This window comes from Dorea formicigenerans, assembly GCF_025150245.1.
Classification (GTDB): domain Bacteria; phylum Bacillota; class Clostridia; order Lachnospirales; family Lachnospiraceae; genus Dorea; species Dorea formicigenerans.
This window is the reverse complement of sequence record NZ_CP102279.1, coordinates 1,382,210-1,406,472: the sequence shown is the minus strand read 5'-3', so window position 1 is coordinate 1,406,472 and position 24,263 is coordinate 1,382,210. Positions and strand designations below refer to the sequence as shown.

General features: G+C 40.4%; 27 protein-coding genes and 1 other annotated feature. Of the genes, 6 read left to right on the top strand and 21 right to left on the bottom strand.

Annotated elements, in window-relative coordinates:
- Together ylxM and NQ560_RS06930 are read right to left on the bottom strand one after the other, a co-directional pair.
- Complete coding sequence (ylxM, locus tag NQ560_RS06935; protein ID WP_005333016.1) at positions 1-366, bottom strand: YlxM family DNA-binding protein; 366 nt, start codon at positions 364-366, stop codon at positions 1-3.
- Between the two features lie 97 nt (positions 367-463).
- Positions 464-1,354, bottom strand: a complete 891-nt coding sequence (locus NQ560_RS06930; RefSeq protein ID WP_005333017.1) for a S8 family peptidase — start codon at positions 1,352-1,354, stop codon at positions 464-466.
- A 136-nt stretch (positions 1,355-1,490) separates the two neighbouring features.
- On the opposite strand from NQ560_RS06930, the gene NQ560_RS06925 reads away from it, so the two are divergent.
- Both NQ560_RS06925 and NQ560_RS06920 read left to right on the top strand, forming a co-directional pair.
- Positions 1,491-2,132 carry a J domain-containing protein gene (locus tag NQ560_RS06925; protein ID WP_005333018.1) on the top strand — a complete coding sequence of 214 codons (642 nt, stop codon included), beginning with the start codon at positions 1,491-1,493 and terminating at the stop codon, positions 2,130-2,132.
- Between the two features lie 152 nt (positions 2,133-2,284).
- Positions 2,285-2,548 (top strand): hypothetical protein, encoded by a 264-nt coding sequence (locus NQ560_RS06920; RefSeq protein ID WP_040015466.1) that lies wholly within the window; start codon positions 2,285-2,287, stop codon positions 2,546-2,548.
- 77 nt (positions 2,549-2,625) lie between these two features.
- Here NQ560_RS06920 and NQ560_RS06915 read toward each other — a convergent pair whose 3' ends face one another.
- Positions 2,626-3,270, bottom strand: coding sequence for a Uma2 family endonuclease (locus NQ560_RS06915; protein WP_005333031.1), 645 nt, complete (start codon positions 3,268-3,270; stop codon positions 2,626-2,628).
- Between the two features lie 470 nt (positions 3,271-3,740).
- The gene (locus tag NQ560_RS06910; RefSeq protein WP_005333033.1) at positions 3,741-3,914 is read right to left on the bottom strand and encodes a hypothetical protein; all 174 of its coding nucleotides are present in this window, start codon (positions 3,912-3,914) and stop codon (positions 3,741-3,743) included.
- Between the two features lie 103 nt (positions 3,915-4,017).
- On the opposite strand from NQ560_RS06910, the gene NQ560_RS06905 reads away from it, so the two are divergent.
- Both NQ560_RS06905 and NQ560_RS06900 read left to right on the top strand, forming a co-directional pair.
- Complete coding sequence (locus NQ560_RS06905; protein WP_005333035.1) at positions 4,018-4,383, top strand: hypothetical protein; 366 nt, start codon at positions 4,018-4,020, stop codon at positions 4,381-4,383.
- Positions 4,376-4,660 (top strand): hypothetical protein, encoded by a 285-nt coding sequence (locus NQ560_RS06900; RefSeq protein WP_005333037.1) that lies wholly within the window; start codon positions 4,376-4,378, stop codon positions 4,658-4,660. The genes NQ560_RS06905 and NQ560_RS06900 overlap by 8 nt, the downstream gene beginning before the upstream one ends.
- A gap of 157 nt (positions 4,661-4,817) precedes the next feature.
- On the opposite strand, the gene NQ560_RS06895 is transcribed toward NQ560_RS06900, so the two are convergent.
- The 3 genes from NQ560_RS06895 to NQ560_RS06885 all read right to left on the bottom strand — a co-directional run bounded on the left by NQ560_RS06895 (position 4,818) and on the right by NQ560_RS06885 (position 7,955).
- A complete protein-coding gene (locus tag NQ560_RS06895) occupies positions 4,818-5,279 on the bottom strand; it encodes an acyl-CoA thioesterase (RefSeq protein ID WP_005333043.1) in 462 nt (153 codons plus the stop codon).
- A 1-nt stretch (position 5,280) separates the two neighbouring features.
- Positions 5,281-6,018, bottom strand: coding sequence for a tRNA pseudouridine(38-40) synthase TruA (gene truA / locus NQ560_RS06890; RefSeq protein ID WP_040015467.1), 738 nt, complete (start codon positions 6,016-6,018; stop codon positions 5,281-5,283).
- Positions 6,019-6,320: 302 nt separating this feature from the next.
- Entirely contained in the window at positions 6,321-7,955 is a 1,635-nt protein-coding gene (locus tag NQ560_RS06885; RefSeq protein WP_005333046.1) for an ABC-F family ATP-binding cassette domain-containing protein, read from the bottom strand.
- Between the two features lie 323 nt (positions 7,956-8,278).
- Here NQ560_RS06885 and NQ560_RS06880 point away from each other — a divergent pair, with 323 nt between their 5' ends.
- A complete protein-coding gene (locus NQ560_RS06880; protein ID WP_040015468.1) occupies positions 8,279-9,145 on the top strand; it encodes a patatin-like phospholipase family protein in 867 nt (288 codons plus the stop codon).
- A 335-nt stretch (positions 9,146-9,480) separates the two neighbouring features.
- Here the strand turns inward: NQ560_RS06880 and NQ560_RS06875 are convergent, their stop codons facing one another.
- Positions 9,481-10,122, bottom strand: a complete 642-nt coding sequence (locus NQ560_RS06875; protein ID WP_005333048.1) for a histidine phosphatase family protein — start codon at positions 10,120-10,122, stop codon at positions 9,481-9,483.
- A gap of 168 nt (positions 10,123-10,290) precedes the next feature.
- On the opposite strand from NQ560_RS06875, the gene NQ560_RS06870 reads away from it, so the two are divergent.
- Positions 10,291-10,770, top strand: a complete 480-nt coding sequence (locus NQ560_RS06870; RefSeq protein ID WP_005333049.1) for an S-ribosylhomocysteine lyase — start codon at positions 10,291-10,293, stop codon at positions 10,768-10,770.
- A 2-nt stretch (positions 10,771-10,772) separates the two neighbouring features.
- Here NQ560_RS06870 and NQ560_RS06865 read toward each other — a convergent pair whose 3' ends face one another.
- From NQ560_RS06865 to NQ560_RS06805, 13 genes are all read right to left on the bottom strand, one after another.
- Complete coding sequence (locus NQ560_RS06865; RefSeq protein ID WP_005333050.1) at positions 10,773-11,315, bottom strand: cysteine hydrolase family protein; 543 nt, start codon at positions 11,313-11,315, stop codon at positions 10,773-10,775.
- 173 nt (positions 11,316-11,488) lie between these two features.
- The gene (rplT, locus tag NQ560_RS06860) at positions 11,489-11,845 is read right to left on the bottom strand and encodes a 50S ribosomal protein L20 (protein ID WP_005333053.1); all 357 of its coding nucleotides are present in this window, start codon (positions 11,843-11,845) and stop codon (positions 11,489-11,491) included.
- 37 nt (positions 11,846-11,882) lie between these two features.
- Positions 11,883-12,080 carry a 50S ribosomal protein L35 gene (gene rpmI / locus NQ560_RS06855; protein WP_005333054.1) on the bottom strand — a complete coding sequence of 66 codons (198 nt, stop codon included), beginning with the start codon at positions 12,078-12,080 and terminating at the stop codon, positions 11,883-11,885.
- A gap of 40 nt (positions 12,081-12,120) precedes the next feature.
- Positions 12,121-12,615 carry a translation initiation factor IF-3 gene (gene infC, locus NQ560_RS06850; RefSeq protein ID WP_005333055.1) on the bottom strand — a complete coding sequence of 165 codons (495 nt, stop codon included), beginning with the start codon at positions 12,613-12,615 and terminating at the stop codon, positions 12,121-12,123.
- A gap of 281 nt (positions 12,616-12,896) precedes the next feature.
- Positions 12,897-13,772, bottom strand: coding sequence for a DegV family protein (locus tag NQ560_RS06845; RefSeq protein WP_005333056.1), 876 nt, complete (start codon positions 13,770-13,772; stop codon positions 12,897-12,899).
- 232 nt (positions 13,773-14,004) lie between these two features.
- Positions 14,005-15,366, bottom strand: a complete 1,362-nt coding sequence (locus tag NQ560_RS06840) for a spore germination protein (protein WP_040015469.1) — start codon at positions 15,364-15,366, stop codon at positions 14,005-14,007.
- A 169-nt stretch (positions 15,367-15,535) separates the two neighbouring features.
- Positions 15,536-16,054, bottom strand: a complete 519-nt coding sequence (locus NQ560_RS06835; RefSeq protein ID WP_029731653.1) for a dCTP deaminase/dUTPase family protein — start codon at positions 16,052-16,054, stop codon at positions 15,536-15,538.
- A 46-nt stretch (positions 16,055-16,100) separates the two neighbouring features.
- Positions 16,101-16,874, bottom strand: a complete 774-nt coding sequence (locus tag NQ560_RS06830; RefSeq protein WP_005333063.1) for an ABC transporter ATP-binding protein — start codon at positions 16,872-16,874, stop codon at positions 16,101-16,103.
- Positions 16,867-17,745, bottom strand: coding sequence for an ABC transporter permease (locus NQ560_RS06825; RefSeq protein ID WP_005333065.1), 879 nt, complete (start codon positions 17,743-17,745; stop codon positions 16,867-16,869). Before NQ560_RS06825 ends, NQ560_RS06830 begins: the two co-directional genes overlap by 8 nt.
- Positions 17,746-17,759: 14 nt before the next feature.
- Positions 17,760-18,782: an ABC transporter substrate-binding protein gene (locus tag NQ560_RS06820; RefSeq protein WP_117606724.1), complete on the bottom strand. Its 1,023-nt coding sequence runs from the start codon at positions 18,780-18,782 to the stop codon at positions 17,760-17,762.
- A gap of 311 nt (positions 18,783-19,093) precedes the next feature.
- Positions 19,094-19,344, bottom strand: a binding site (T-box leader).
- Positions 19,345-19,435: 91 nt separating this feature from the next.
- Entirely contained in the window at positions 19,436-21,517 is a 2,082-nt protein-coding gene (gene ppk1, locus NQ560_RS06815; RefSeq protein ID WP_005333072.1) for a polyphosphate kinase 1, read from the bottom strand.
- A gap of 5 nt (positions 21,518-21,522) precedes the next feature.
- Complete coding sequence (locus tag NQ560_RS06810) at positions 21,523-23,223, bottom strand: Na/Pi cotransporter family protein (protein ID WP_040015470.1); 1,701 nt, start codon at positions 23,221-23,223, stop codon at positions 21,523-21,525.
- 36 nt (positions 23,224-23,259) lie between these two features.
- On the bottom strand, positions 23,260-24,132 hold the full coding sequence (locus NQ560_RS06805; protein ID WP_040015471.1) for a substrate-binding domain-containing protein: 873 nt from the start codon (positions 24,130-24,132) through the stop codon (positions 23,260-23,262).
- Positions 24,133-24,263: the final 131 nt, after the last annotated feature.

Below are 24,263 nucleotides of genomic sequence, written 5' to 3'. Positions count from 1 at the left end.
CTATAACTCCTCTATGATTTCTCCGGACAAGATTCGAATTCCGCTTAAAATATCTTCCCTGCGTTCTTTCTCATACTCATCCAGCAATTCATCAATCTGTTTTACTTTATTCTTCACGGTCATGAACTTCTCAACAAGATGAAGCTTTTCTTCATATCCTGCCAGTGCCTGTTCACACCGCTTTACAATATCATGTACTCCCTGTCTGCTGATACCGGCATCCCTGGCAATCTCCCCAAGGGAGAGATCCTCTAATAGAAACTGTCCGTATATCTCTTTCTGATGATCTGTCAGTAATTCTCCATAGAAATCAAACAGAAGAGCCTGTTTTAGAATCTCATTCACATTTATCACCTGTGTTATCATACACGATACGCCTCATGGTGTCAAGTATTTTTTCTTTACACTTATATTTTTATTGTATTTTCTCGCATACAATCCCTATTCCTTCCTCTTTAGACTTCTAAAGTTTCAGAAAATCGCGGATATTCAACATTCCCCACCCCTGTTCGCCTGCTCCGGGTAAATGTATGCACGTCTCCCTGAGTCTTAATTTCACCTCTACATTGCTAATCCTCGGATATTTTTCCATCAATAAAGCAACCGCACCGGACACGACCGGGGTCGCCATGGAACTTCCACTTTTTACCGTATACGCATCTTTCTTTCCGTGTATCTGACTGTTGCAGGAAATGATCTGGTATCCCGGTGCTATTACGTCCGGTTTCACTACACATTCTTTCGTAGGACCGGCTCCCGAACAGCTCCCCTTCTCTGCTTTTTCTGTTTTTACAGCACCGACCGTAATCACTTTACGACTGTTTCCCGGAATTGCAATGGTTCCTTCTCCCGGTCCGTTATTTCCCGATGACACCACAACAACTAGACCCAAGTCCCAGAGATGTTCTACAGCTTCGATCAACATTTTTTCTTTCCCGGGCTCCAGATTTTCCCCAGCTCCTGCTGACAGATTCACAATCCGTATCTTATATTTTCTGTGATTCATTTCCACCCACTTAAGACCTGCAAGAATACTCGCTACATTTGCCTCCCCTTTTTGATCCAACACTTTTACAATAACAAATCGACAAAGCGGAGCAATTCCGGACAGAATCCCACCGGACATCTGTCCACTTCCACCTAAGATCCCTGCCACATGAGTTCCATGTCCATTATCATCATAACATTTTTCTTTCCTATATATACAGTCCCGCCAGCCGACAACCCTGCTCTTAAAATCCGGATGTGGCGCAAGTCCGGTATCCAGAACCGCAACCGTCACCCCTTTTCCGGTAAGCCCTGCTTTTTTTATATCATCACACCAATAATGCACCATCTTTTTTACACGATCCATAAATGTCTCTCCAAAATATTTCCTTTAAAAATAGAATATTCGACGAAATAGAAATTGATTTCTTCACGCATTTGTCGTATGATATTCTTGCTAATTACTGGGGAGTAAATAGTGACACCATAAGGGGAGGAAATTTATGGAATCCAAAAACTATTATGATATACTTGAAGTTTCCGTAAAGGCGTCCGCACAGGAGATTACACTGGCTAAAAATAAACTGGCCAAGCGTTACCACCCGGACGTCAATATGAGGAACGGAATTGATACAACTGATAAGATGCAGGAAATTCTGGAGGCTTACCTTGTTCTTTCCGATCCGGTAAAGCGTGCCGAATATGACCGGGAAATCCGCGGAAACCGTCCTTCGAAAATGCAGACATTTAATCTCTATGAAGAATCTGAAGAAGTTGAAGACCCAGATCATCCTACATTTGTAACTTACTGGAAAGCAGCCGGTGCCTTATATGATATCATCGAGCAAAGCAATGCCCTGTTTCATCAGAAAAACAACTCGACCGTGCTTGGCGAACTGGCTGTCAAGGCACTGCATCATATCATTCTGCTGCGCGAAGCAAAAATTCCGGAGCGCTACTGGTATCCGGATATTATGAACTGGCTTCTGTTCAAATGGTATCAGAACCGGAATTATAATCTTGCATATCTTCTGAAGCTTTATGATGAGCATGAAAAGAATGATATGAACAAAATTGAAAAGTTAAAACTGCAGAACCGGGCTTACCGCTATCAGCATTCTGTGAAGAAGTTGCTGCGCTACTAAAGCCCCAAGCATTATTAAAATGTTATGTTATTACTCACAGCTTTCCTGTAAAGTCTAATGTAATGCGCAATATTAAAAGATATAATTTATTCACACATTTTCTCCGCAGACATAGGATATAGTGTAAATATTCTTTATGCGGAGGAATTGACATGAGCGATTTAAGCGCAACAAACTGTGGCTGTGGATGCGATGACGGAAGAAGAGGAAATGGCTGCGGATGCGGTAATGATTGCGGATTTGCAAATAATAGCTGCCTGTGGATTATCTTATTGCTTATCTGCTGTGGCGGATATGGCAATGGCTGTGGCGGATACGGCAATGACAGTTGCCTGTGGATCATCTTATTACTCATCTGCTGCGGTGGACTCGGCAATGGTTGTGGTGGATGTGGCTGTGGCAATGACTGCTGTTAGTTCTCATCTTTCAAAGCAATTGCGTAGACTGTTTTATAAAGTCAAAATGAGGGAGATTCGGTTGAATCTCCCTCGTTCTATTTTTCTTCTTTCTCATATATAAATCTGATTTCTTCATAAAATTCAGCAAAATCCACCTTACATTCTCCTCCAAATATTCCAACTGGAACCTGCGTATCAAATCCATAGATTTTCGGAATTTCTTCCTGTTCAAAATCGTAGACAATCACTTTTTTCTTTTCCGGATCAACAAGCCAGTATTCCCGTACACCTGCATTCTGATACTTCATTAATTTCAGATAAGAGTCTTTCTTCTTTGTACTTTCAGATAAAATCTCTATCACAAAATCCGGCGCTCCGTAAATCCCACGTCTCGTAATCTGATTTCTGTCACACACAATTAAAATATCCGGCTCTACTATTGTCTTATCATCTTTATCCAATTGCACACCTATTGGTGCAAAAAACGGAATACATGATCCGCCTTTTTTCTCTATGTATCTTGCTAAATATCCATGTATTTTAGCCGACAGCAACTGATGTACGCTTAGAGGCGGTGCCATATCATAAATCACACCATCAATCAGTTCAGCCCTCACATCTTCAGGAATGGCATAGTAATCCGAGATGGTATACTCTCCCTGCTTCTTTTTCTCTGCTAGATAAGTCACTGCCTCTGCCACTCTGTCCGGCTGCATCATGTTTTCTACGTCTTTTTTCATCTTCTTCGTTCTCCTTTCTTTGACAAATGTAATATGTCCGAAAGAATTCAAGAATGCCTCAGCATTCTTGCTGCGAGGTGCGCGTCATGCAATTGCATGACATACTTCTACTGCGCACCTCTGCAATCCTGCCGGAGGCTATATCAGCTGGGGGATTGACTCCCCCACTGATACCAGCTTGTTTCTCACCACCTATAGCGGTGGGAGTCATCTCCCTGCTGATATATAATTATATTATCTCATATTCAAAATATATTCAAGATATATTGCTATAAACATATTATTGTCACTTATTCACCACTTTGGAATATTACCTGATTACTATTAGGCTCCGAAATGATTGAAATTTGCAGATACATTTTGCGGATGATAAAGAAGCATCATCCGCATGTCGATAGATTACCATACTCTTTCAGGAATTGCCATTACAGATTTCTTACAATTCTGTTACATTTTTCCGAATGTTACAACTACACTTGCCGCATCCTGAGCATACGTTTATATTCGTTCAAATTCTCCTGAGTTCTTCTCCTCTCTTCCATCTGGTTCTTTTCCGTCTGTACATCTTCCAGTCTCTTTTTCAGCATACAATTTTCATCCAGTTCGTATACGGCATTTCCATCTATGATCAACTTTCTACTCATTTTTAATCTCCTTAAAATATCTTCTTACTATAAAATATGCCCGTTTTTCATAATTTCCATTCAAATCACATATATATTTACAACGATAATTTAAGGAGCGCTTATGGAGCAGAAGCCCAAATTAATGACTCCTTTTGACATGCTTGTTACTTCCTCTTCTCTTTATACACTAAAGCTGATGCTGCCTTTTGCACCTGCTTCCATGCAGCGCTCCTTAGCTATCTACATAAAATTTTCGGAACTGAAAGCTACGATGGAACATTTCTATGGATTTCTAAATACAGACCATCCTGGTTCCGTCCTGGAGCAGTTAAAATCCTGTTTAAGCCCGGAAGAACAGACGCAGATGTCACAAATGGAAGATCTCATGAATATGATGGAAATGATGCAGACTATGAATTCTGATTCCGATGGGGAAAATGGTTTCTCCCCTATGGATTTTATGAAAGGAGTTTTTGACAATGAATGAATGGTTAAACCACCCGGCACTAAAAAATATGGATCCTGTGAAACTGGAGCTGATAAAGCTTGCTGCGAAACAGACAGAGGGGAAAAACGGGAAATCACTTACCCCGGTCATGATGTCTCTAATCAGCAGTGCCCATAAAAAGGGAATCACTTTTTCTCCGGAAGAAATGTCCTTTGTTCTGGAAATCTTAAAAGATGGAAAATCAAAGGAAGAGCAGGCACAAATTGACCGCATGGTCCGGATGGTTTCCGGATATGCTAAGAGAGCCGGGAAATAATCCCAGCTCTCTTAGCTCTTTTATCATTCAAGAATGCCTCGGCATTCTTGCTGCGAGGTGCGCGTCATGCAATTGCATGACATACTTCTACTGCGCACCTCTGCAATCCTGCCGGAGGCTATATCAGCTGGGGAATTGACTCCCAGCTGATATAAAATTACAGTGATTTTCTAAGTTCTCTGCGTCGTTTTGCCTCTTCCCATTCTGCGGCTTCATCTTCTGTTGTAGGTTCAAGCCTTGGCACTGGAATCGGATGGTCGTTTTGATTCAGTGCTACCACTGTCAGATAAGCATGATTAATCAATGTTCTTGTGCCATCCATGGATTCTACATAGCTATCCACCTTAATGTCCATGGAAGTCCGTCCCACATAGACAAGCTGGCCAATGATCACAACACTGTCACCTGGATAAGCTCCTTTTAAAAAACTTAAATTATCCACACTTGCAGTCGTCACATTTGTGTGGGTATGGCGTTTTGCTACAAGTGCAGCCACCTCATCAATCCACTGCATGAGCATGCCGCCGAACAATCGTCCTGCTGCATTCAGATGGTTTGGTCTTACAATATGAACAGTCTCTACTCTGGAATCCGATACTTTTCTGCTTTCTACTTTCATATTAATATTCTACTTCCTGTAAATACAGTCCCTTCGGATCACAAGGATTTCCAACTGCCTTCTCACCGTTAAAAATTGCCTCAATATCTTCTTTCTTACGAAGACCGAATCCAATATCCAGAAGTGTTCCGATCATAAGTCTTGCCATGTTGTGCAGAAAATCGTCTGCCTGAATGAGGATCTGCATTTCCTCATTATCTCCGTAAATGTCAATGTCATAGACCTCACGTGTCGTGTTCTTGCTCTTCTTTGCAGTAGAGAAATTACGGAAATCGTGTTCTCCGATAAATAAAAGAGCAGCCTGCTGCATTGCCTTTTTATCCGGTGTCTTAAAGCAATGGTAAGTATGCTTACGCTCAAAAACACTTGGAACATCCATAATCGTCATACGGTAAACATAAGTTTTTGATACTGCATTCAACTGGGCATGGAAACGATCCGGAACTTCTTCAACTTCCGTGATTGCAATATCCATTGGCAGATACCGATTCAGATAATGCTGAATATCTTTTGTACTCAGATTAGAAGAAGTCTTAAAATTCGCCACTTGTGCGTAAGCATGTACACCGACTTCTGTACGGCAGCCACAATTCAGCTCAATATTCTTTTCACCAGTCATTTTCCCTAATACATCAATAATCTTGGCAGATATTGTGTTGTTAGATTCATCTTTTCCAAGTCTTGTCCAGCCTTGATAACGGCTGCCATCATATTCAATTGTAATTTTTATGTTTCTCATAATCTTATACTCCCTGTATTTAAACTGTAATGATATTTTATCCCTATCATTATACGATTTTAGTATAACAAATTCCATCATATAATAAAAGTGCCTGTTGAGGTTTCTTTTCAAGAATGCCTCCATCAACTGGGGTGATTGACTCCCACCACTGATACCAGCTTGTTTCTTACCACCTATAAAGGTGGGAGTCATCTCCCAGCTGATATAATAGAAAATGCAATTCTCACTATTATACAAAAAAACTGCAACTCAATCTTACAAGTTACAGTCTTTTCATCTCTACATATTAAATTTACTTTTTAGTCTTCGTCGTCATTCTGGACTGTGTATGTCTGACGTTTTCTTGCCATCTCATCACTTTCCAGATATTCGTCATATGTTGTTATCTTGTCAATCATCTTTCCGCCCGGAACAATTTCCATGATACGGTTTGCAGTTGTCTGAACAATCTGGTGGTCTCTTGATGAGAAGAGAATGACACCTGGGAATTTTGTCATTCCATTGTTCAGTGCTGTGATACTTTCCATATCCAGGTGGTTCGTAGGCTCATCAAAAATCAGTACATTTGCACCGGAAATCATCATCTTGGATAACAGGCAGCGCACTTTCTCTCCTCCGGACAGAACTTTCACTTTCTTTACTCCGTCATCTCCGGCAAAAAGCATACGTCCGAGAAATCCACGTACATAAGTCGCATCTTTCTCTTCAGAGTACTGTGTCAGCCAGTCTACAATTGAATAGTCATTATCAAACTCACTTCCACTGTCTAATGGAAAATATGCCCGAGAAGTTGTGATGCCCCATTTGTATGTTCCCTCATCTGGCTCCATCTCTCCCATAAGAATCTGGAACAGTGTTGTCTTGGCAAGCTCGTTACTTCCGACAAATGCGACTTTATCATCATGTCCCAATGTAAAAGAAATGTTGTCTAATACTTTTTCTCCGTCAATGGTCTTGCTCAGTCCTTCTACTGTTAATACTTCATTTCCGATTTCACGGTTCGGACGGAAATCAATGTATGGATATTTACGGCTGGATGGCTGGATATCATCAAGCTGGATTTTCTCCAATGCACGCTTTCTTGAAGTAGCCTGCTTGGATTTTGAAGCATTTGCACTAAACCTTGAAATAAATTCCTGCAACTCTTTGATCTTCTCTTCCTTCTTCTTGTTCGCCTCTTTCATCTGGCGGATGAGAAGCTGGCTGGACTCATACCAGAAGTCATAGTTTCCGGCATAGAGCTTAATCTTACCATAGTCAATATCTGCAATCTGTGTACAGACTTTATTCAGGAAATAACGGTCATGTGATACAACGATGACTGTGTTTTCAAAGTTGATCAAAAATTCCTCAAGCCATGCGATCGCATCCAGATCCAAGTGGTTCGTAGGCTCGTCGAGAAGCAGGATATCCGGATTACCAAATAATGCCTGTGCAAGCAGAACCTTTACTTTCTCAGGACCATTTAAGTTCTTCATCATCTCATAGTGAAGTTCTGTTCCGATTCCAAGACCATTTAACAATGTTGCTGCATCAGACTCTGCTTCCCAGCCATTCATGGTCGCGAACTCTGCTTCCAGCTCACTTGCCTTGATACCGTCCTCGTCTGTAAAATCTTCCTTTGCATAGATTGCTTCTTTTTCTTTCATAATCTCGTACAGTCTCGCATTTCCAAGCATAACTGTATCAAGAACCGGATACTCGTCATATTTGAAGTGATCCTGCTGTAAAAATGAAAGTCTCTGTCCCGGAGTGATGATGACTTCTCCGTTGGTCGGCTCAAGCTGTCCGGAAAGAATCTTTAAAAATGTAGACTTACCTGCACCATTGGCACCGATCAGACCATAACAGTTCCCTTCTGTAAATTTAATATTAACGTCTTCAAATAATGCTTTTTTCCCAACTCGTAATGTAATATTACTTGTACTGATCATTATATTTGCTCCTTTTTATCTATCAATCACGTTTTAGCTCATACGAAGAATATCTTACCAAAGATACGTCAAAATAGCAAGCCGGGAAACCACTGTTTTTCGGCACTTTACGCACTTTTTCTATTTCCGTCGCATCTTTTTACTGCCTTTTTATCTACTTCCTGCATTTTTAACTGATTTTTTGTAAAAAGGCATTTTCATGATTCTATTTTTCGTTATATAATATCACTTAGAAAATGTTTTCAAAGTCAGGAATCCCTGCCTTTGAATCATGTTTCACCGAAAACTATTATCGAATTATTACAAAACAAGAGGTGTTGATTATGATAAATGCAACAATCGTACTGGAAGGCGGTGCTACCAGAGGTGTATTCACTTCGGGAGTTTTAGATTATCTTATGGAACAGGATACTTATCTCTCCCACGTTATTGGTGTTTCTGCAGGAGCATGTAATGCCGTGGATTACGTGTCAAAACAGATTGGGCGTACACGAAACTGTATGATCGTGGAAGATAAAGAATACAACTATCACAATAATCTTCGTGATTTCATGCGTGAAAAGAGTCTTCTGGATATGGACATGGTTTTTGACAAGTACCCACGCGAAATCTTTCCATTTGATTTCGAAACATTTCAGAAATCCTGTGAACAAGGCGTGGTCTGCGAGCAGGTCACAACGAACTGCATTACCGGAAAAGCAGAATATATGATTGAAACACAAGATTTTGACAGACTGTTGCGCATCTGCCGGGCATCAAGCAGCATGCCTCTTCTGTGTCCTATGGTTAATATTGACGATGTACCTTATCTGGACGGCGGACTTGCAGATTCCATTCCAATCCGACATGCATTGCATCAGAACAATGAAAAGATTGTTGTGATTCTGACTCGCAATCCGGGATATCGCAAAAAGTCAATGACAAAAGGCATGGCAAAGTTATATCGCCGCGCTTATGGCAAATATCCGGAGGCTGTCAAGACTATGATCCGCCGGAATTATATATATAACAAAGAACTGGAGCTCATCGAAAAATTAGAACATGAAGGACGGATTTTCGTACTGCGTCCACTCGTTCCAACCGTATCAAGACTGGAGCAGGACTGTGACGTTCTAAGAGAATTTTACGAACATGGATATCACCTCATGAAGCGGAACTATGAGAATCTGATGAGGTATTTAGAAATATAGTGTTATTTGTAAATAATAAGCCTGGACTATGGCATTCTTGAATTCTAAATATCTGTGTGCTACTAACTTTTTAAGTGAATTAAACAAATATATACCAAAATTCTTCTAATCATCAGAGTAGTGATGAGAATTAAAAATCCCAAACTATAATGGATTGAACGGTAGAAGGATTTTCCGAGCATCAGTGAGTAGAGTTTTCGTGAATATGTACTGTCTGAGCCTGTTTTTAGGCGAGTTTACATATTCACGAAAAATAAACGACGCAACTGATGCCGGAAAATCCTTCGTGTTCAAGACACTATAGTTTGGAATTCTATTTATATTTTCACACTATTCTACCGCGCCCAATCCGGCACCTCATCTTCGTAATATACCTGATTTTCGGACGGTATCTGCATTTCTCCGTCTTTGATCTCTACTTCTGTGACTGCGCAGTTTTTATGAATGCTGCCAGCCCAAAGTTCGGATAATGGTGCTTTTTTTATATTATTGAGTAATGTTGCCAGCGCAACTCCGTGTGTGACCAAAAGAATATTTTTATCTTCGTATTCTTCCTGTCCTACAAGCCATTTAAGGAAATCATCTGTACGTTCTTTTACTTCTGCAAAGGATTCTCCACCCGGTGCTCCTGCAAAATGTTCCGGATCATCGTAGAATTTCAGGAATTCGTCCGGAACTTCCATCTGGTTTCTTGCTACACTTTTTCCTTCCCATTCACCAAAGGCAATTTCTTTCAGTCTTTTATCCATAATAATTGGAACTTTATTGCTTCCTTCATCTAAAATCAGATTAGCCGTCTCCAGTGCTCTTTTTAAGTCACTTGAAAAACAAAGATCGAATCTGACATTGCGAAGACCGATCCCTGTCTCTTTTGCGAGATGTCTTCCAAAATCATTTAACGGAATGTCTTCCTGTCCCTGTAGTCTTTTTTCTTTGTTCCAGTCTGTCTGTCCATGCCTGACTAAATATAACTTCATAATCTGTCACCTGTTCCCTAAAATTCTATTTTGCAAAAACAAATTTTGCATTTCAATCTCGCATTTTTCTAGCATATCTGTCTGCCAAATGTTATACTGGTATTATTGTATTGATGCATATTCTAATGTTCCAATACAATAAATCAGAATGAAAAGGAGTATTTTATTATGAAAAAAATCACAAGTTTCACCATAAATCATCTGAAACTGTTACCTGGCGTCTACGTATCTCGCGTAGATTATGTTGCAGGCAATCCGGTTACAACTTTTGACCTTCGTATGACTGCCCCGAACCGCGAACCTGTTATGAACACTGCAGAGATGCACACCATTGAACACCTTGGCGCAACATTCCTCAGAAACGATCCGGAATTCGGTGAAAAAGACATCTACTTCGGACCTATGGGCTGTCGTACTGGTTTCTACCTTGTACTTGCAGGCGAATATAAGTCTCGCGACATCGTTCCACTGATGCAGCGCATGTTTACATTTATCGCTGAATTCGAAGGCGATATTCCTGGTGCTGCTGCCCGTGACTGTGGCAACTATCTGGATCAGAATTTAGGAATGGCCAAATACCTTGCGAAAAAGTATCTGGCCGAAGTCCTGAACGATATTACTGATGAAAGATTGATCTATCCTGAATAATTTTATTCCTCATTTTCAATCTGAATCTGACATGTCTTCATGACTGCCAGTGCATTCTTATGGCCTTCTGGTGTTGATCCGGCACAGCATGCTGCATCAACGATAATCGGTTTATCCGGGAAGAAGGCTTTAAGAATCATTGCATTAGAGATCACACAAATATCTGTACAGACACCAATCAGTGTAATACTCTCCACTCTTTCATTCTTAATGACACGAAGATTACTTCTGTAATCATTCAGCTTAAATCCAAGTTCAATACTTCCAAATGATGATTTATTTAAAATATCTCCTTCACAGAGTACATCAATTTCCGGAGTCAGTTTCCATCCATCTGTACCTCGGATACAATGTTTAACCAGAAGATTCTTTCCTTCCTGTGTCTCCAGATATTTTTCATCGTGTGTATCACGGGTATAGAACACCTTTCCGTCAAAGTTCTTGATCTTCTCTGCCACTTTTGGCACAATCGCCTGAGCTTCTTTTGTTCCAAGCGCACCGTCAATAAAATCATTCTGCATGTCAATTACGACTAATATCTTCATAATCTATAACCCTCCAATACTTTTTTCGACATTTTGCTCTCTGTTTTCTATATTATATAATCTTTGTGAATAATGCAAGTGCAGTTGTAGATAAAAAAAACAAAAAAAGAGAACAAAATATATACATCTTGTTCTCTGATTTATTCTTATTCAAATAAGTATTCTTAATTTAATTAAGCGATTTTGCTTTTAGCAAGCTCTGCAAGTGTTGCAAATCCTTCTGCATCATTAACAGCCATCTCTGCAAGCATCTTTCTGTTGATATCTACACCAGCAACTTTAAGTCCGTGCATCATCTTGCTGTAGGAAAGTCCATTTAATCTGGCTGCTGCGTTGATACGAGCGATCCAGAGCTGACGCATCTGACGTTTGCGCTGTTTTCTTCCTGCATATGAGGATGTAAGAGCTCTCATTACAGACTGTTTTGCAACTCTGTACTGTTTAGAACGTGCTCCTCTGTATCCTTTTGCTAATTTTAAAGTTCTATTGTGTTTCTTTTTAGCGTTAAGTCCGCCTTTAATTCTTGCCATGTCTTATTTTCCTCCTTCAATCTATCTGCTGAAAATCTTATAAATATGGTAAGATTTTCTTCATGTTCTTTACGTTTGTCTCGTCTGCGATTGTAGCGTGTCTTAAGTTTCTCTTTCTCTTAGTAGACTTCTTTGTTAAGATATGGCTCTTGTAAGCTTTATTTCTTTTTAATTTTCCTGTACCTGTCTTTTTGAAGCGCTTTGCTGCTGCTCTGCTTGTTTTAATTTTTGGCATGATATAGTTCCTCCTTTAATGAAATTACATGTAATTATTTTTAACGTTTTTCAGTTAAAACCATGCTCATACTTCTACCTTCCAGTTTGGCCGGCTTCTCTACTACTGCAACCTCTGCCAGCATCTCGGCAAAATCGTCAAGAATATGCTTGCTCTGCTGCATATGTGCCATCTCACGACCACGGAAACGTAATGTAACTTTTACTTTGTTTCCTTTTGCGATAAATTTCTTTGCATTGTTTACCTTCGTGTTCAGGTCGTTGGTATCAATGTTAGGTGAAATTCTTACTTCTTTCACCTCAACGGTTTTCTGCTTCTTCTTAGCCTCTTTTTCTTTTCTTGCAAGCTCATATCTGTATTTACCATAGTCGATAATCTTGCATACAGGTGGCTGAGCCTTTGGAGCAATCTTGACCAGATCTAATTCAGCTTCCTGAGCCAGTTTCATGGCTTCCTTAACCGGCATTACACCTAACTGATCTCCGTTCTCTGCAATTACTCTTACCTCTTTGTCTCTGATCTGTCCGTTAATCATTAAATCGCTAATTGTCGTGCACCCCCATCATAAAAATAAAATAAGTGAATAGTTCGAGACTATCCACTTATATATCTGCATCATAATCCTATTATGGTTATCAGCTCAATATCTGACCAATAGTCACCCGATTGTGCTATGGTGAGAGTGGATACTCTACTTTGTTTTTGTTTCACACAAGTGATAGATTAACACATCAATCCTGTAGTGTCAACAACTTTTTTGACTTTTCCTGAAATATTTTTGACTTTTTGACATTTCAACACTTTCCTATGCTGACCTTACAGCTTTACTTCTCTTTTATCTCCCATACAGAATACTGCTACAACACCCGGACCGGTATGTCCTCCGATAACAGTTCCGATATTGTTAATATAAATGTTCTGGATTCCCATTTTTTCCTGAACTCTTTTTGCAACATACTCTGCATCTTCCGGGCAATCACCATGTGTGATCATTATGATCTCATTTTCATATCCCTCTGCCTGCTTTGCGGCCATGTCTACGATCTTGTTCAGAGACTTCTTTCTGCCACGCTCTTTGCCAACTACTTTCAGACATCCATTATCATCCATAATAATGATTGGTTTAATCTGTACCATTGTTCCAAGCACAGCACTTGTCTTGGACACACGTCCGCCTCTATGCAGATGATTCAGATCATCCACTGTTACATCATGGCAAATATGAAGCTTATTCTCTTCTGCCCACTTTGCAGCCTCCTCAATCGTTGCCCCGTTTTCCTTTTGTTTTAATACATAATATAGAAGTAACGCCTCTCCCAGACATGCACACAGTGTATCAATTACAATAATCTTACGTTCTGGATACTCCTCTTGAAGTTCCTCTGCCGCAATTTTCATACTGTTGCATGTTCCACTTAATCCAGATGAAAATGAAAGATGCAAAATATCCTTTCCTTCTTTCAGATATGGCTCCAACGCCTCACGTGCTTCGTCCGGATTGATCTGGGAAGTAGTAGACATTTTTCCTTCTCTTAATTTGTCAAAGAATTCTTTTGAAGACAGACCTTCCATATCCGAATATGTCTGTCCATCAATTGTATATTTCAACGGAATATACGGCACGCCTCTCTCGGCCAGCCATTCTCTCGTTGTATCTACGGTACTGTTTACAGTAATGATATAGTCGCTCATCGCAAGTCCTCCTTATATAACCGCTTTTTGGCAGTGTATAAATGCTATACTCACCTATGCAATATCATACCATGTTTATAGGAAGGTTGCAAAATTTTTCTTATATTTGCTATTAACTTCAAGAATGCCTCGGCATTCTTGCTGCGAGGTGCGCGTCATACAATTGCATGGCATACTTCTACTGTGCACCTCTGCAAGCCTGCTGGAGGATATTTCACACAATTCTAATGTTTTAATTCAATCTGATATTCAAATAACTCCGTCCGGACAGCGTTTTGTTAAAGCAGATGCTGCAGATCACAATCACCGTTCCTGCCAGAAATCCAATCCAGTTAAATACCGCAGTCAGTACCAGTAATTCCAGTCTCATAAATTTTAACGCATATCCAAGCTCAAAATTAGGCTGCGTATAGTTCGCAACTGCCACAAATGCCATGTACAGCATAACTTCTGCGTTAAACCATCCGGACTTCACGGAGAACTCTCCCATAACAAGACCGGCAATCACACTCAAAGGCGTACTAAGCATGCTCGGGGTGTTCAGCGCTGCAAGCCTCAGACCATCAATAGCTACTTCCAGCATCAAAAGCTGAAAAATAAGCGGAATGTTAACGGTATCTTTTACCGCCACAAATGCAAAAATTTTCGGCAGCCAGCTCAAATTCTGCATAAATAACAAAAACACTGGTGTCAGAAAGATGGTCAGAAATGTAATAAGCGCCCGGGATATTTTCAAATACATGCCCGTCAACGTCGGAAAATAATAATCATTTGCTTCTTCAATAATATCCAGAATTGACGTTGGCAGAATCATTGCAGACGGTGAATTGTCCACCAGGATTACGACTTTCCCTTCCAGCAGACAGGCAGCCGCGGTATCCGGCCGCTCTGTAAATTTAAATTTCGGGAATGGATTGTACCATTTCCGTTTAAACAGGCACTCTGCCAGACTTTGCTGATTCATGCGAAGATCATCCACTTTGATATCCCGGATCCGGTAATTTAAATTCTTTAAAAGTTCCTGATCTACCCGGTCATCCATATAACAAAGTGCCACATCCGTTCTGGAACTTTCTCCAACCTCCAGCATTTTCATAACAAGATGCCGGTCACGGATACGCCGCCGCATGAGAGCGGTATTAAATACAATTGTCTCCACAAACCCGTCCCTGGAACCACGAAGAGATTTATCCTTGTCCGGTTCATCCACACTTCTCGCCGGATATGTTCTGCAGTCGATGGCAAGGCAAGCCTGATATCCGTCAATGAACAAACACGTGACTCCTGACAAAAGATTCCGGAAAATCTGATCAAAATCCCCGATCACGTCCACTTCCACATAGGGAATGCAGGTCGTTGCGAACGCCGCTGCGTCCTTTGGCATATCTCCCTCTTTGATATTAAAAAAAGAGTCCATGATTTTTAACATAGACTCATCTTTCGTAAAACCATCTATAAAGTAAAATGTAGCGTCTTTTCCTCCAATCTGTATATCCCTTTGAACGATATCAAAACTGTCTTCTACCGGCAGCATCTGATTCATATAGTCTACATTTTTATCTCTTTTTGAAAAAACTTTTGTCTTGTCAGCCATACATTTACCCTCATCTTCTAAAATTCTACTTACATTTTCTTTTCGTTGTTTCATCTGTTAATCGGTATATCTTGAAAAGTAATAATAAGTCAAAATCTATGATAATAGTATGTCTGAAACTTGCAGTATCATACTTGATGCCCTGACATTTTTTCAGTAATCCTTCTAATTATCTCTGGGATGTACTTCCGAACCCGCCATTTCTCACAGTTGTTACATCATCATCCATTGTAATTCCATATTCCACAAAGATTCCCTGCATAAACCCACTTCCTGCTTCCAGTTCCACAGTCTTTCCTTCATTGGAATCATTCGTAAGTTTTGCAAAAATGTGTCCTTCATTGTCTGAGTAAAAATAATCGCTATCGATAATTCCTACCGTATTATTAAGCTGCAGACGGTACTTAAATCCAAGTCCGCTTCTCGGGTAGCATTTTAACACCCAGTTTTCCTGCATCTCCACGCGGATTCCAGTCGGAATCTTTACTGTTTTCCCTGGTGCGAGCACAATCGGGATCGGTGTATAGAAATCATATCCGGCAGATCCGGCCGTTGCACGTTTCGGAAGCTTGATCGACTGATAGATTTCCTTTAATTCCCCTTCTTTCATTTCTCCGAAGGTGTCCTGAAATCCTTCTGCGAACTGTTCAAAACTTACTTTGTGAAACTGTGCGATTCTCTTTGCCATCATATGTTCTCCTTTTTTTCCTTACATTTTTTTGAAATCTCCCGTATTAATTGCCACATTCAATACTGATTTCATTAAATAAGGTAAGAATATCATCGATTGCCATATCTTCTTTCTCTTTGCCCTTTTTGTCCAGTATCATGTGACCATTATGCATCATCACGAGGCGATTCCCATATTCTACTGCATAGCGCAGATTGTGTGTGACCATAATCGTTGTCAATTGTTTTTCTTTTACAATCTTATCAGTGAGCTGCATGATCAGCTCTGCCGTCTTTGGATCCAGTGCTGCTGTGTGTTCATCAAGAATCAGAAATTCAATCGGTGTCATAGTGGACATTAAAAGTGCCATTGCCTGTCTCTGACCTCCGGATAAAGAACCGACTTTCACGTCCATCTTACCTTCCAGTCCGAGACCAAGCTGGGCAAGCTGCTCTCTGTAATATTCTATCCGAGCTTTATTCGTCCCACGTCCAAGACCATATAATTTCCCTTTATTGTCTGCCAGTGCCATATTTTCCAGAATTGTCATACTTGGACACGTGCCCATGGACGGGTTCTGATAAACACGGCCGATTCTTTTATTTCTCTTATATTCTTTTTCTTTTGTAATATCTGTATCCCCGATCAGAATCTGTCCAGACTCAACCGGGATACTTCCACAGATAATATTCAACATGGAAGTCTTTCCGGAACCATTGCTTCCGACTACGGAAAGGAATTCTCCTTTTTCAATATTCAGATTAAAATCCTGAAAAAGACACATCTCATTGACGGATCCTACATTATAATACTTTGAAATTCCTTTTAATTCAAGCATTTCCTTTCACCTTCTTCTTTCCACCCATGCTGATTACAAGAACAACCAGGAATAATATTGCTGTAATAAGCTTCATTGCCTGTGGCTCAAAGTTACGGATTGCCACTGCCACGCATGCTTTGTAAATAATCGAGCCAACCAGAACTGCCGTTGTTGTCTTCACAAATGAAATCTTTTTAAAGATACTCGTTCCAATGATGACACTCGCAAGTCCAATAACCATTGCTCCTGTTCCCATAGAAATCTCAAACACTCGCTCCTCCTGAGCAAATACACAGCCTGCCAGAGAGACAAGTCCATTTGAAATAGCAAGTCCAAGAATCTTTACATTTCCCTGGTCTTTTGCAAGAGAAGTTACAAGCACATGATTGTCTCCTACTGCTCTTAACAGATAGCCTGATTTTGTCTGCATATAAAGATCCAGAAGGATTTTACAGATTATCGTCAGAACCAGAATCAGGATCAGAGTCATATATGGTTTTATTCCTGTCGGAAGTCCATTTATAAAATCATTTTTAAAAATACTCTGCTGTGAAAACAGCGGTACATTTGCCGTTCCTGCAATATACAGATTCATGGTCCACAGGGCTGTCATCATAATAATACCTGACAGAAGATCACGTACTTTGCATTTTACATGGATAAGCCCTGTACAGATACCTGCCAGCACACCGGCTGCAAATGCCACCGGAAGCGTCAGATATGGATTCACTCCTCTTGTAATGAGGGCTGCTGTTACAGCCGCCCCCAGTGGAAAACTTCCGTCTACTGTCAAATCCGGAAAATCCAGTATTTTATATGTAATATAAAGTCCAAGTGATAAAATTCCATAGATAAGACCTTGTTCTAATATAGTTACGATAAGATTCATGAAAATGCCTCCATTTACTTGCTCTGTGTGATCTCGTCAAATGTTTCTACTGCATTGTCTGAAAGATCTGTTGGAACTGTAATTCCAAGGTTCTCTGCCACTTTATTGTTTACATAGAATCCTGGAGTTGTAATCGTCTCAAAATTAAGTTCTGATGCTTTTTTCTCACCCTTCAATACCTGGGCTGCCATTTTACCAGTCTGTTTTCCAAGAGAAATGTAATCGATTCCCTCTGCTGCAAGGCATCCGATCTTTACCTGCTCAATCTCACTTCCGAACACCGGGATTTTCTTGTCATTCGCTTTTTCAAGTATCGTTGGAAGAGAAGCAACAACTGTATTATCTGTCAGGTTTGTAATGCAGTCTACTTTACTTAAAAGATCATCCGCTGCGAGAGAAACATCTGCAGTTGTTGTAATTCCTTTTGTCACAAGTTCAAAATCATATTTACCTACAAGGTCTTCATATTCTTTGATTGCTGATACAGAATTTGCCTCACTTGTTGTATACATGATTCCGATCGTCTTTGCCTGCGGAAGCATCTCACGGATCATCTTAAGCTGCTCTTCTACCGGAAGTTTATCAGATGTTCCTGTCACCTCTCCTGCCGGGGTCCCATCTTCTGATGCAAGCTCTGCTGCAACCGGATCTGTAACTGCTGTATAAATGACCGGAATTCCAGCATCCATTGCTGCGTTGTATGCGCTTTGTGCACTTGGTGTTGCAATTGCACAGATCAGATCCACTTTATCAGATACAAAACTATCAGAAATCTGTCCTGCTGTTCCCATATCTGCCGCTGCATTCTTCATCTCAACTTTCAGGTTATCTCCTTCTTTGATTCCTTCTTCTTCCAGTCCCTGTAAAAATCCCTCCCGGCAATTATCTAAGGAACCATGCTCTGCAAACTGTTCAATTCCAATCGTATAACTTTCTTTTGCATCACTGCTCTTGTCGCTTCCGGATCCTGCACATCCTGTCAGTAATGCTGCCATCATTGCTCCTGTTAATAATCCTGCTACTAATTTTTTCTTCATAATTTTGTCTCCTTTTCTTTGTTTAAATTTTTCCTGTCTGCAGTCTGCATATCGCCAGCCGACTGACCACTTGTTAGGAGAGAAAATGTTCTGAGGGATTTATCTGGATAGAACAAAGAATATGCCTTGGCACATTCTCGCGCCGAGCGCGTTGCTGAGCGCCAGTGACGCTCGTCTAGCAACGACCGAAGTGAATACGGAGACGCTTGCGGCATAATTCTTATTCGCGCGAGTGCGCATCCTGCCGGAGGCTTTTTGTATAATAGGAAATGCAATTTCCTATTATACAAAAAAACCGCCTCAAACAAACTGTTTGAGGCGGTAATATTATCTATTATCGCGGTACCACTCAACTTGACATAATGTCCACTTTTCTCATGTACTAACATACACTCCTGATTGATAACGGGTTCGGTTCCCGACAAACCATAATCTTCTGCATTCAGAATTTCCGGCTGCCCTCGAAAGTCCATTCGATCATCCACTTAGTACGGCAATCACACCACCTGCCGCTCTCTGAAACTTCGTCAGATTATCTACTCCTCTTTCTCAACGGTTTCTATAAATATTTGTTTTATTTATGTTCTATACTTTAACGTGTTAAACTTATTTTGTCAAGTTCTTTTTTTGCAATTTTACATCAATTTTCATATCTATTGCAAAATAGTCTTATTTTTCTCCTGATTTTCCAAAGCCTCATATGCACTTTCATAGAAAAACTCCTGTGAATTAAGCGGTGCCTCTTCTCCCGGTTGTAATCTCGTATATTTTCCGCTGCTGTTCAGTTCTCTTGCCTGTACATTGTCACTGAGCATCGTGATAAACATCTCGTTCAGACGCAGCTTCAGATCCGGATTCTCCACCGGTGCCGCCACTTCGACTCTATGTACCGTATTTCTTGTCATCCAGTCTGCAGATGCTATATAAATTTTCTGTCTTTCTTCTTTTCCAAATATATAAATTCTGGAATGTTCCAAAAAACGTCCTACAATACTGATGACCCGGATGTTTTCTGTATACCCTTCCACTCCCGGGATAAGGCAGCAGATTCCACGTACAATAAGTTCTATCTCCACGCCTGCCTGAGATGCCTCAATCAATTTATCCATCAGCTTTTTATCAGTCAGAGAATTCATTTTCACACCGATATAAGCTTCTTCGCCTCTCTTTGCATGACGAATCTCTTCCTCGATCATATCAAGTAATCGGTTCTGAAGACAATTTGGCGCTACCAGAAGTTTTTTGCTGACCTGAACCGTTTCTCCCATAAATAACGCCTGGAAGATTGCTGCTGCCTCCTCACCAATCTCCTGATCATACGTCATAAGAGACAGATCTGTGTACAGTCTTGCTGTCTTCTCATTATAATTTCCAGTACCAATTTGTGTATAATACTCGATTTTTCCATTCGTCTTTTTTGTGATCAGACACAATTTTGAATGAACCTTATAGCCGTCCAGACCATATATGACTGTACAACCAGCCTCTTCCAGTCTTCTTGACCATTCAATATTATTTTCCTCATCAAATCTTGCTTTTAACTCTACAAGAACCAATACATCTTTTCCATTTTCCGCCGCATCAATCAAAGCTTCCACGACCTTGCTCTGCTTTGCGACACGATACAGTGTCATCTTGATTGATACAACTTCATCGTCATTTGCAGCCTCAGAAAGCATATCCAGAAACGGACGTATACTCTCATATGGATAAGACAATAATTTATCTTTCTCCTTGATCTGCTCCAGAATCGATCTTTTGCTGTCAATCTGTGTAGATTTCTGAGGCACTCGTTTCTCATAGAACAATTCCGGATGATTGCGCAGGCTGTCCTGGATCTGGAATACAAAGGACAGATCAAGTGGTGAACTTCCACGGAATACATATTTGCCATCCAGATCCAGATACTCGCAGATCTTATCCACGATATCTCCATCCAGTTCTCTGGAAAACTCCACTCTTACCGGAAGCAGACGCTTTCTTTTCTTGATGATTACTTCCATAAAATCGCGGTAATCCAGATCTTCATCATACAACGCATCTGCATCTATATCTGCATTTCTCGTTACGCGGATCAGAGATTTTGCCTTCACAAAATAACCTTTGAATACTTTCGAAATGAAGTGGAGGATCAGCTCTTCTGCCAGCATGTAAGTTTCTTCTTCCCCCGGCACCTGCACAAGTCTCGGGAATACACCGGAATTACACGGAATAATTCCAAGTTTTTCTTTTCCGTTTTTCTTCTCCAGTACGACAACTGCATAGATACCTTTATTTTTCAAAAATGGAAACGGCTGTCTTTTTCCGACAACAATTGGAGAAATGAGCGGGGCAATCTCTGCATCAAAATACTGTTCCAGATATTTTCCTTCTTTTTTGCCAATTTTACGGAAATCCACAAGGCGAATCCCTGCCTGTGCAACTTCATCCATCAGATTTTCATAGACTGTATCTTTTCTGCGATTCAGCTTTGCGACCCGTGCCAGGATTGCCTGAATCTGTTCTTTTGCTGTCATTCCAGTTTTATTGTCTTTTACATTTTTCGAAACAATCATCTGATCGATCAAAGATCCTACACGCACCATGAAAAATTCATCTAGATTACTCTGGTAAATTGATGCAAATGTCAGCCGTTCACAGAGCGGATTTTTCTCACTTTCTGCTTCTTCCAACACTCTTTCATTGAATTTCAGCCAGGATAATTCCCGATTCATAAATATCGTTTCATTTGTCATTTTACTTAATTTTCCTCCTTTACAAATGCTGTAAATTCATTTAAATCAGACTGCGCAAGTACAGCATCTGCAATATTTACACAACAGTTTCCCATTCTTCCGATATTCTGAAGAACATGGTTAAACGGTACCGTCAACTTACTGGAACATTTTCCCTTTCCTACACGCTCGACATGGGATTTCCCCATATGTATGGTGAGATCCAGAACCTTTTCTTTTTTCTTCACAATTTTTTTTGCATTCTCTGTACTGCCCGTCATAAGTACCTGAATTGCCTCCCGGTACATACCCTGAATCTGCTCCAGACTCTTCGTCAGATCACGCATGGCTTCTTTGGAGTATTTGTACTTCTGTTCTTTCTTCTCACGGACAGATTCTGCAATCTCCATACTCAGACCATTGACGCGGTCTACATCTCCAAGCATATACATAAGCCCTGCTGTCTGGGTAGTCTGCTTCTCTGTCAGGGAACCGGAAGAAAACATATTTGTCAGATACTCATTGATCTGCTCTGTTAATTTTCCTACATCATGTCCTTGTTCCAGCACTTCTTCCAGTTGTTCATTGGTTTCCCCTTTCACAAGACTGATCAATTTCTGGAGTGTTTCACCTGCCATCTCACTGCATCTTGTAATCTCTTTTCTCGCAAGGCTCAGTGCAACTGTCGGTTGTCCGATCAGTTTATCATCAAGAAACTGCGGACGTGAAGGCTCTCTCTTTTCACTTGTCTTTGCGTCCGGAATGACTTTCATCACAATCTTCACCATCAGCCAGATCAGTGGAATCCAGATCAATGTCATCACAATATTAAAGCTTGTATGTGCATTTGCAATCTGTCGGGAAATCACCTGAACCTCCGGTCCCTTAGGTGAGATCATCTGGATCACATATGCGAATGGTTTGATAAGCCAGATAAAAATCAGTGCACCGGACAGGTTAAAAATACAGTGTGCAACCGCAGTTCTCTTGGCATCTCTTGGCTGTCCGACACTGGCAAGAAGTGCCGTAATCGTTGTTCCGATATTGTCTCCTAAAAGAATCGGGATTGCACCGGTCAGGCCCAGAATACTGGTTACACCATCCGGACCTGCCTGCGATGCAAAATTCTGCAGTACTGCGATGGTCGCACTACTACTCTGTACAACCAGCGTCATCATCGTTCCAACTACAACACCAAGCACCGGCATATCTGCAACTTTTGCAATTAAGTCTACGAAAAACGGACTGGATGCCAATGGCTTCATAACACTTCCCATAGTCTCAATTCCAAGGAACAATAAACCAAATGCAAAAATAGTCTGTCCGATACTCTTTGCTCTTTCTGATTTTACAATAAACGAAATAATAAATCCAATAAATATAATGATGTAAATATAATCACTCAGCTTAAATGCGATAATCTGAGCTGTCATTGTCGTACCGATATTTGCACCTAATATAATCGAAATTGCCTGTGGCAGATTCATAAGTCCTGCACTGACAAAACCAATTGCCATAACTGTCGTTGCACTACTGCTCTGAAGCACTGCTGTTGTAAGTGCACCTGCCAAAACACCAAGGATCGGATTCTTTGTGAGTAATGCAAGAATCGTCTTCATTTTCTCTCCTGCTGCCTTCTGCAGACATTCGCTCATCATATTCATACCATACAAAAATATTGCAAGACCACCTAGCAGGCCAAATACAATCTGTAACTTTTCATTCATCTTCGAATTCTCCTCTTTCTCTTTTTCATACACTACTTACTGTAAGTCTTCCCAGTTCTTAACTCCACCGGTATATATACTTTTCAGCATATATAATGTGATATCAGATAGTGGATTTTTCTGGTTTACAATCACTGCAATTTTGTCTTTTGCCACCGTATTATAGTTCAAAAGTTCTTTTTCATAATCTTTTAAATCTCTTGATGACATTGCCATGTCACAATTTCCTGACATAACACTGTTCAGACCCTTTGTAGAATCCGTTGCCGTAACTTGAATAGTTGCATGTGTATTAATCTTCATATATGCATCTGCGATTTCCTTCATCAGTGCAGCCATTGATGTTGAACCTTCGATTCGTATTGTTCCTTCTGACTGGTTCGATAAAAATGTCGCATTCTTCGCAATTGTTTCATAATGCCCACTTACAATTTCCTGTCCTGCACTTTGAACATATGTCATAAAATCCTGTTCCACATCATTAAGTGTTCCACTGTAGGCAAGATAGAACGAACGAGTCAGCGGATATTTCCCCTTATTATCAGAAACCGCTTCTCCATTGATTTCCAAAGTCTTTACACCACCAATCCCGGTAGTTCCCGCTGACACATAACCGATCGCAGATGGATTTTTATTCACAGTTTCAATGACTGAGTCCATACTGTCAGCAATGGTAGCTGTATTCACTGTTTTGTCTATACCATCAGCTCCGTCTTTATTAAATCCTGCAAGCGAAGCAAATGTATCTCTTGTCCCTGAGCCTTCTTCTCTGGAAATCACCTGAATTTGCCCGAGTTTATTAAGTTCTTCACTATTATTTTTATCTACCTGAGAGTTTTTCTGTCCGCAGCCAATTAAAGCAGTCATCAGACAGACTGTAAATAAAAATGACCATTTTTTTCTTGTCATTACATGTTCCTCCTCATTATCAAAATCAGTGTAACGTATCTTCGTAAAATCTATGTTAAGTCAAATGTTAAATGTATGTAAAAAGTAATTTTAAAAAGAAAAAAGCCTCAGTAGTTTTTTCTTAACTACTG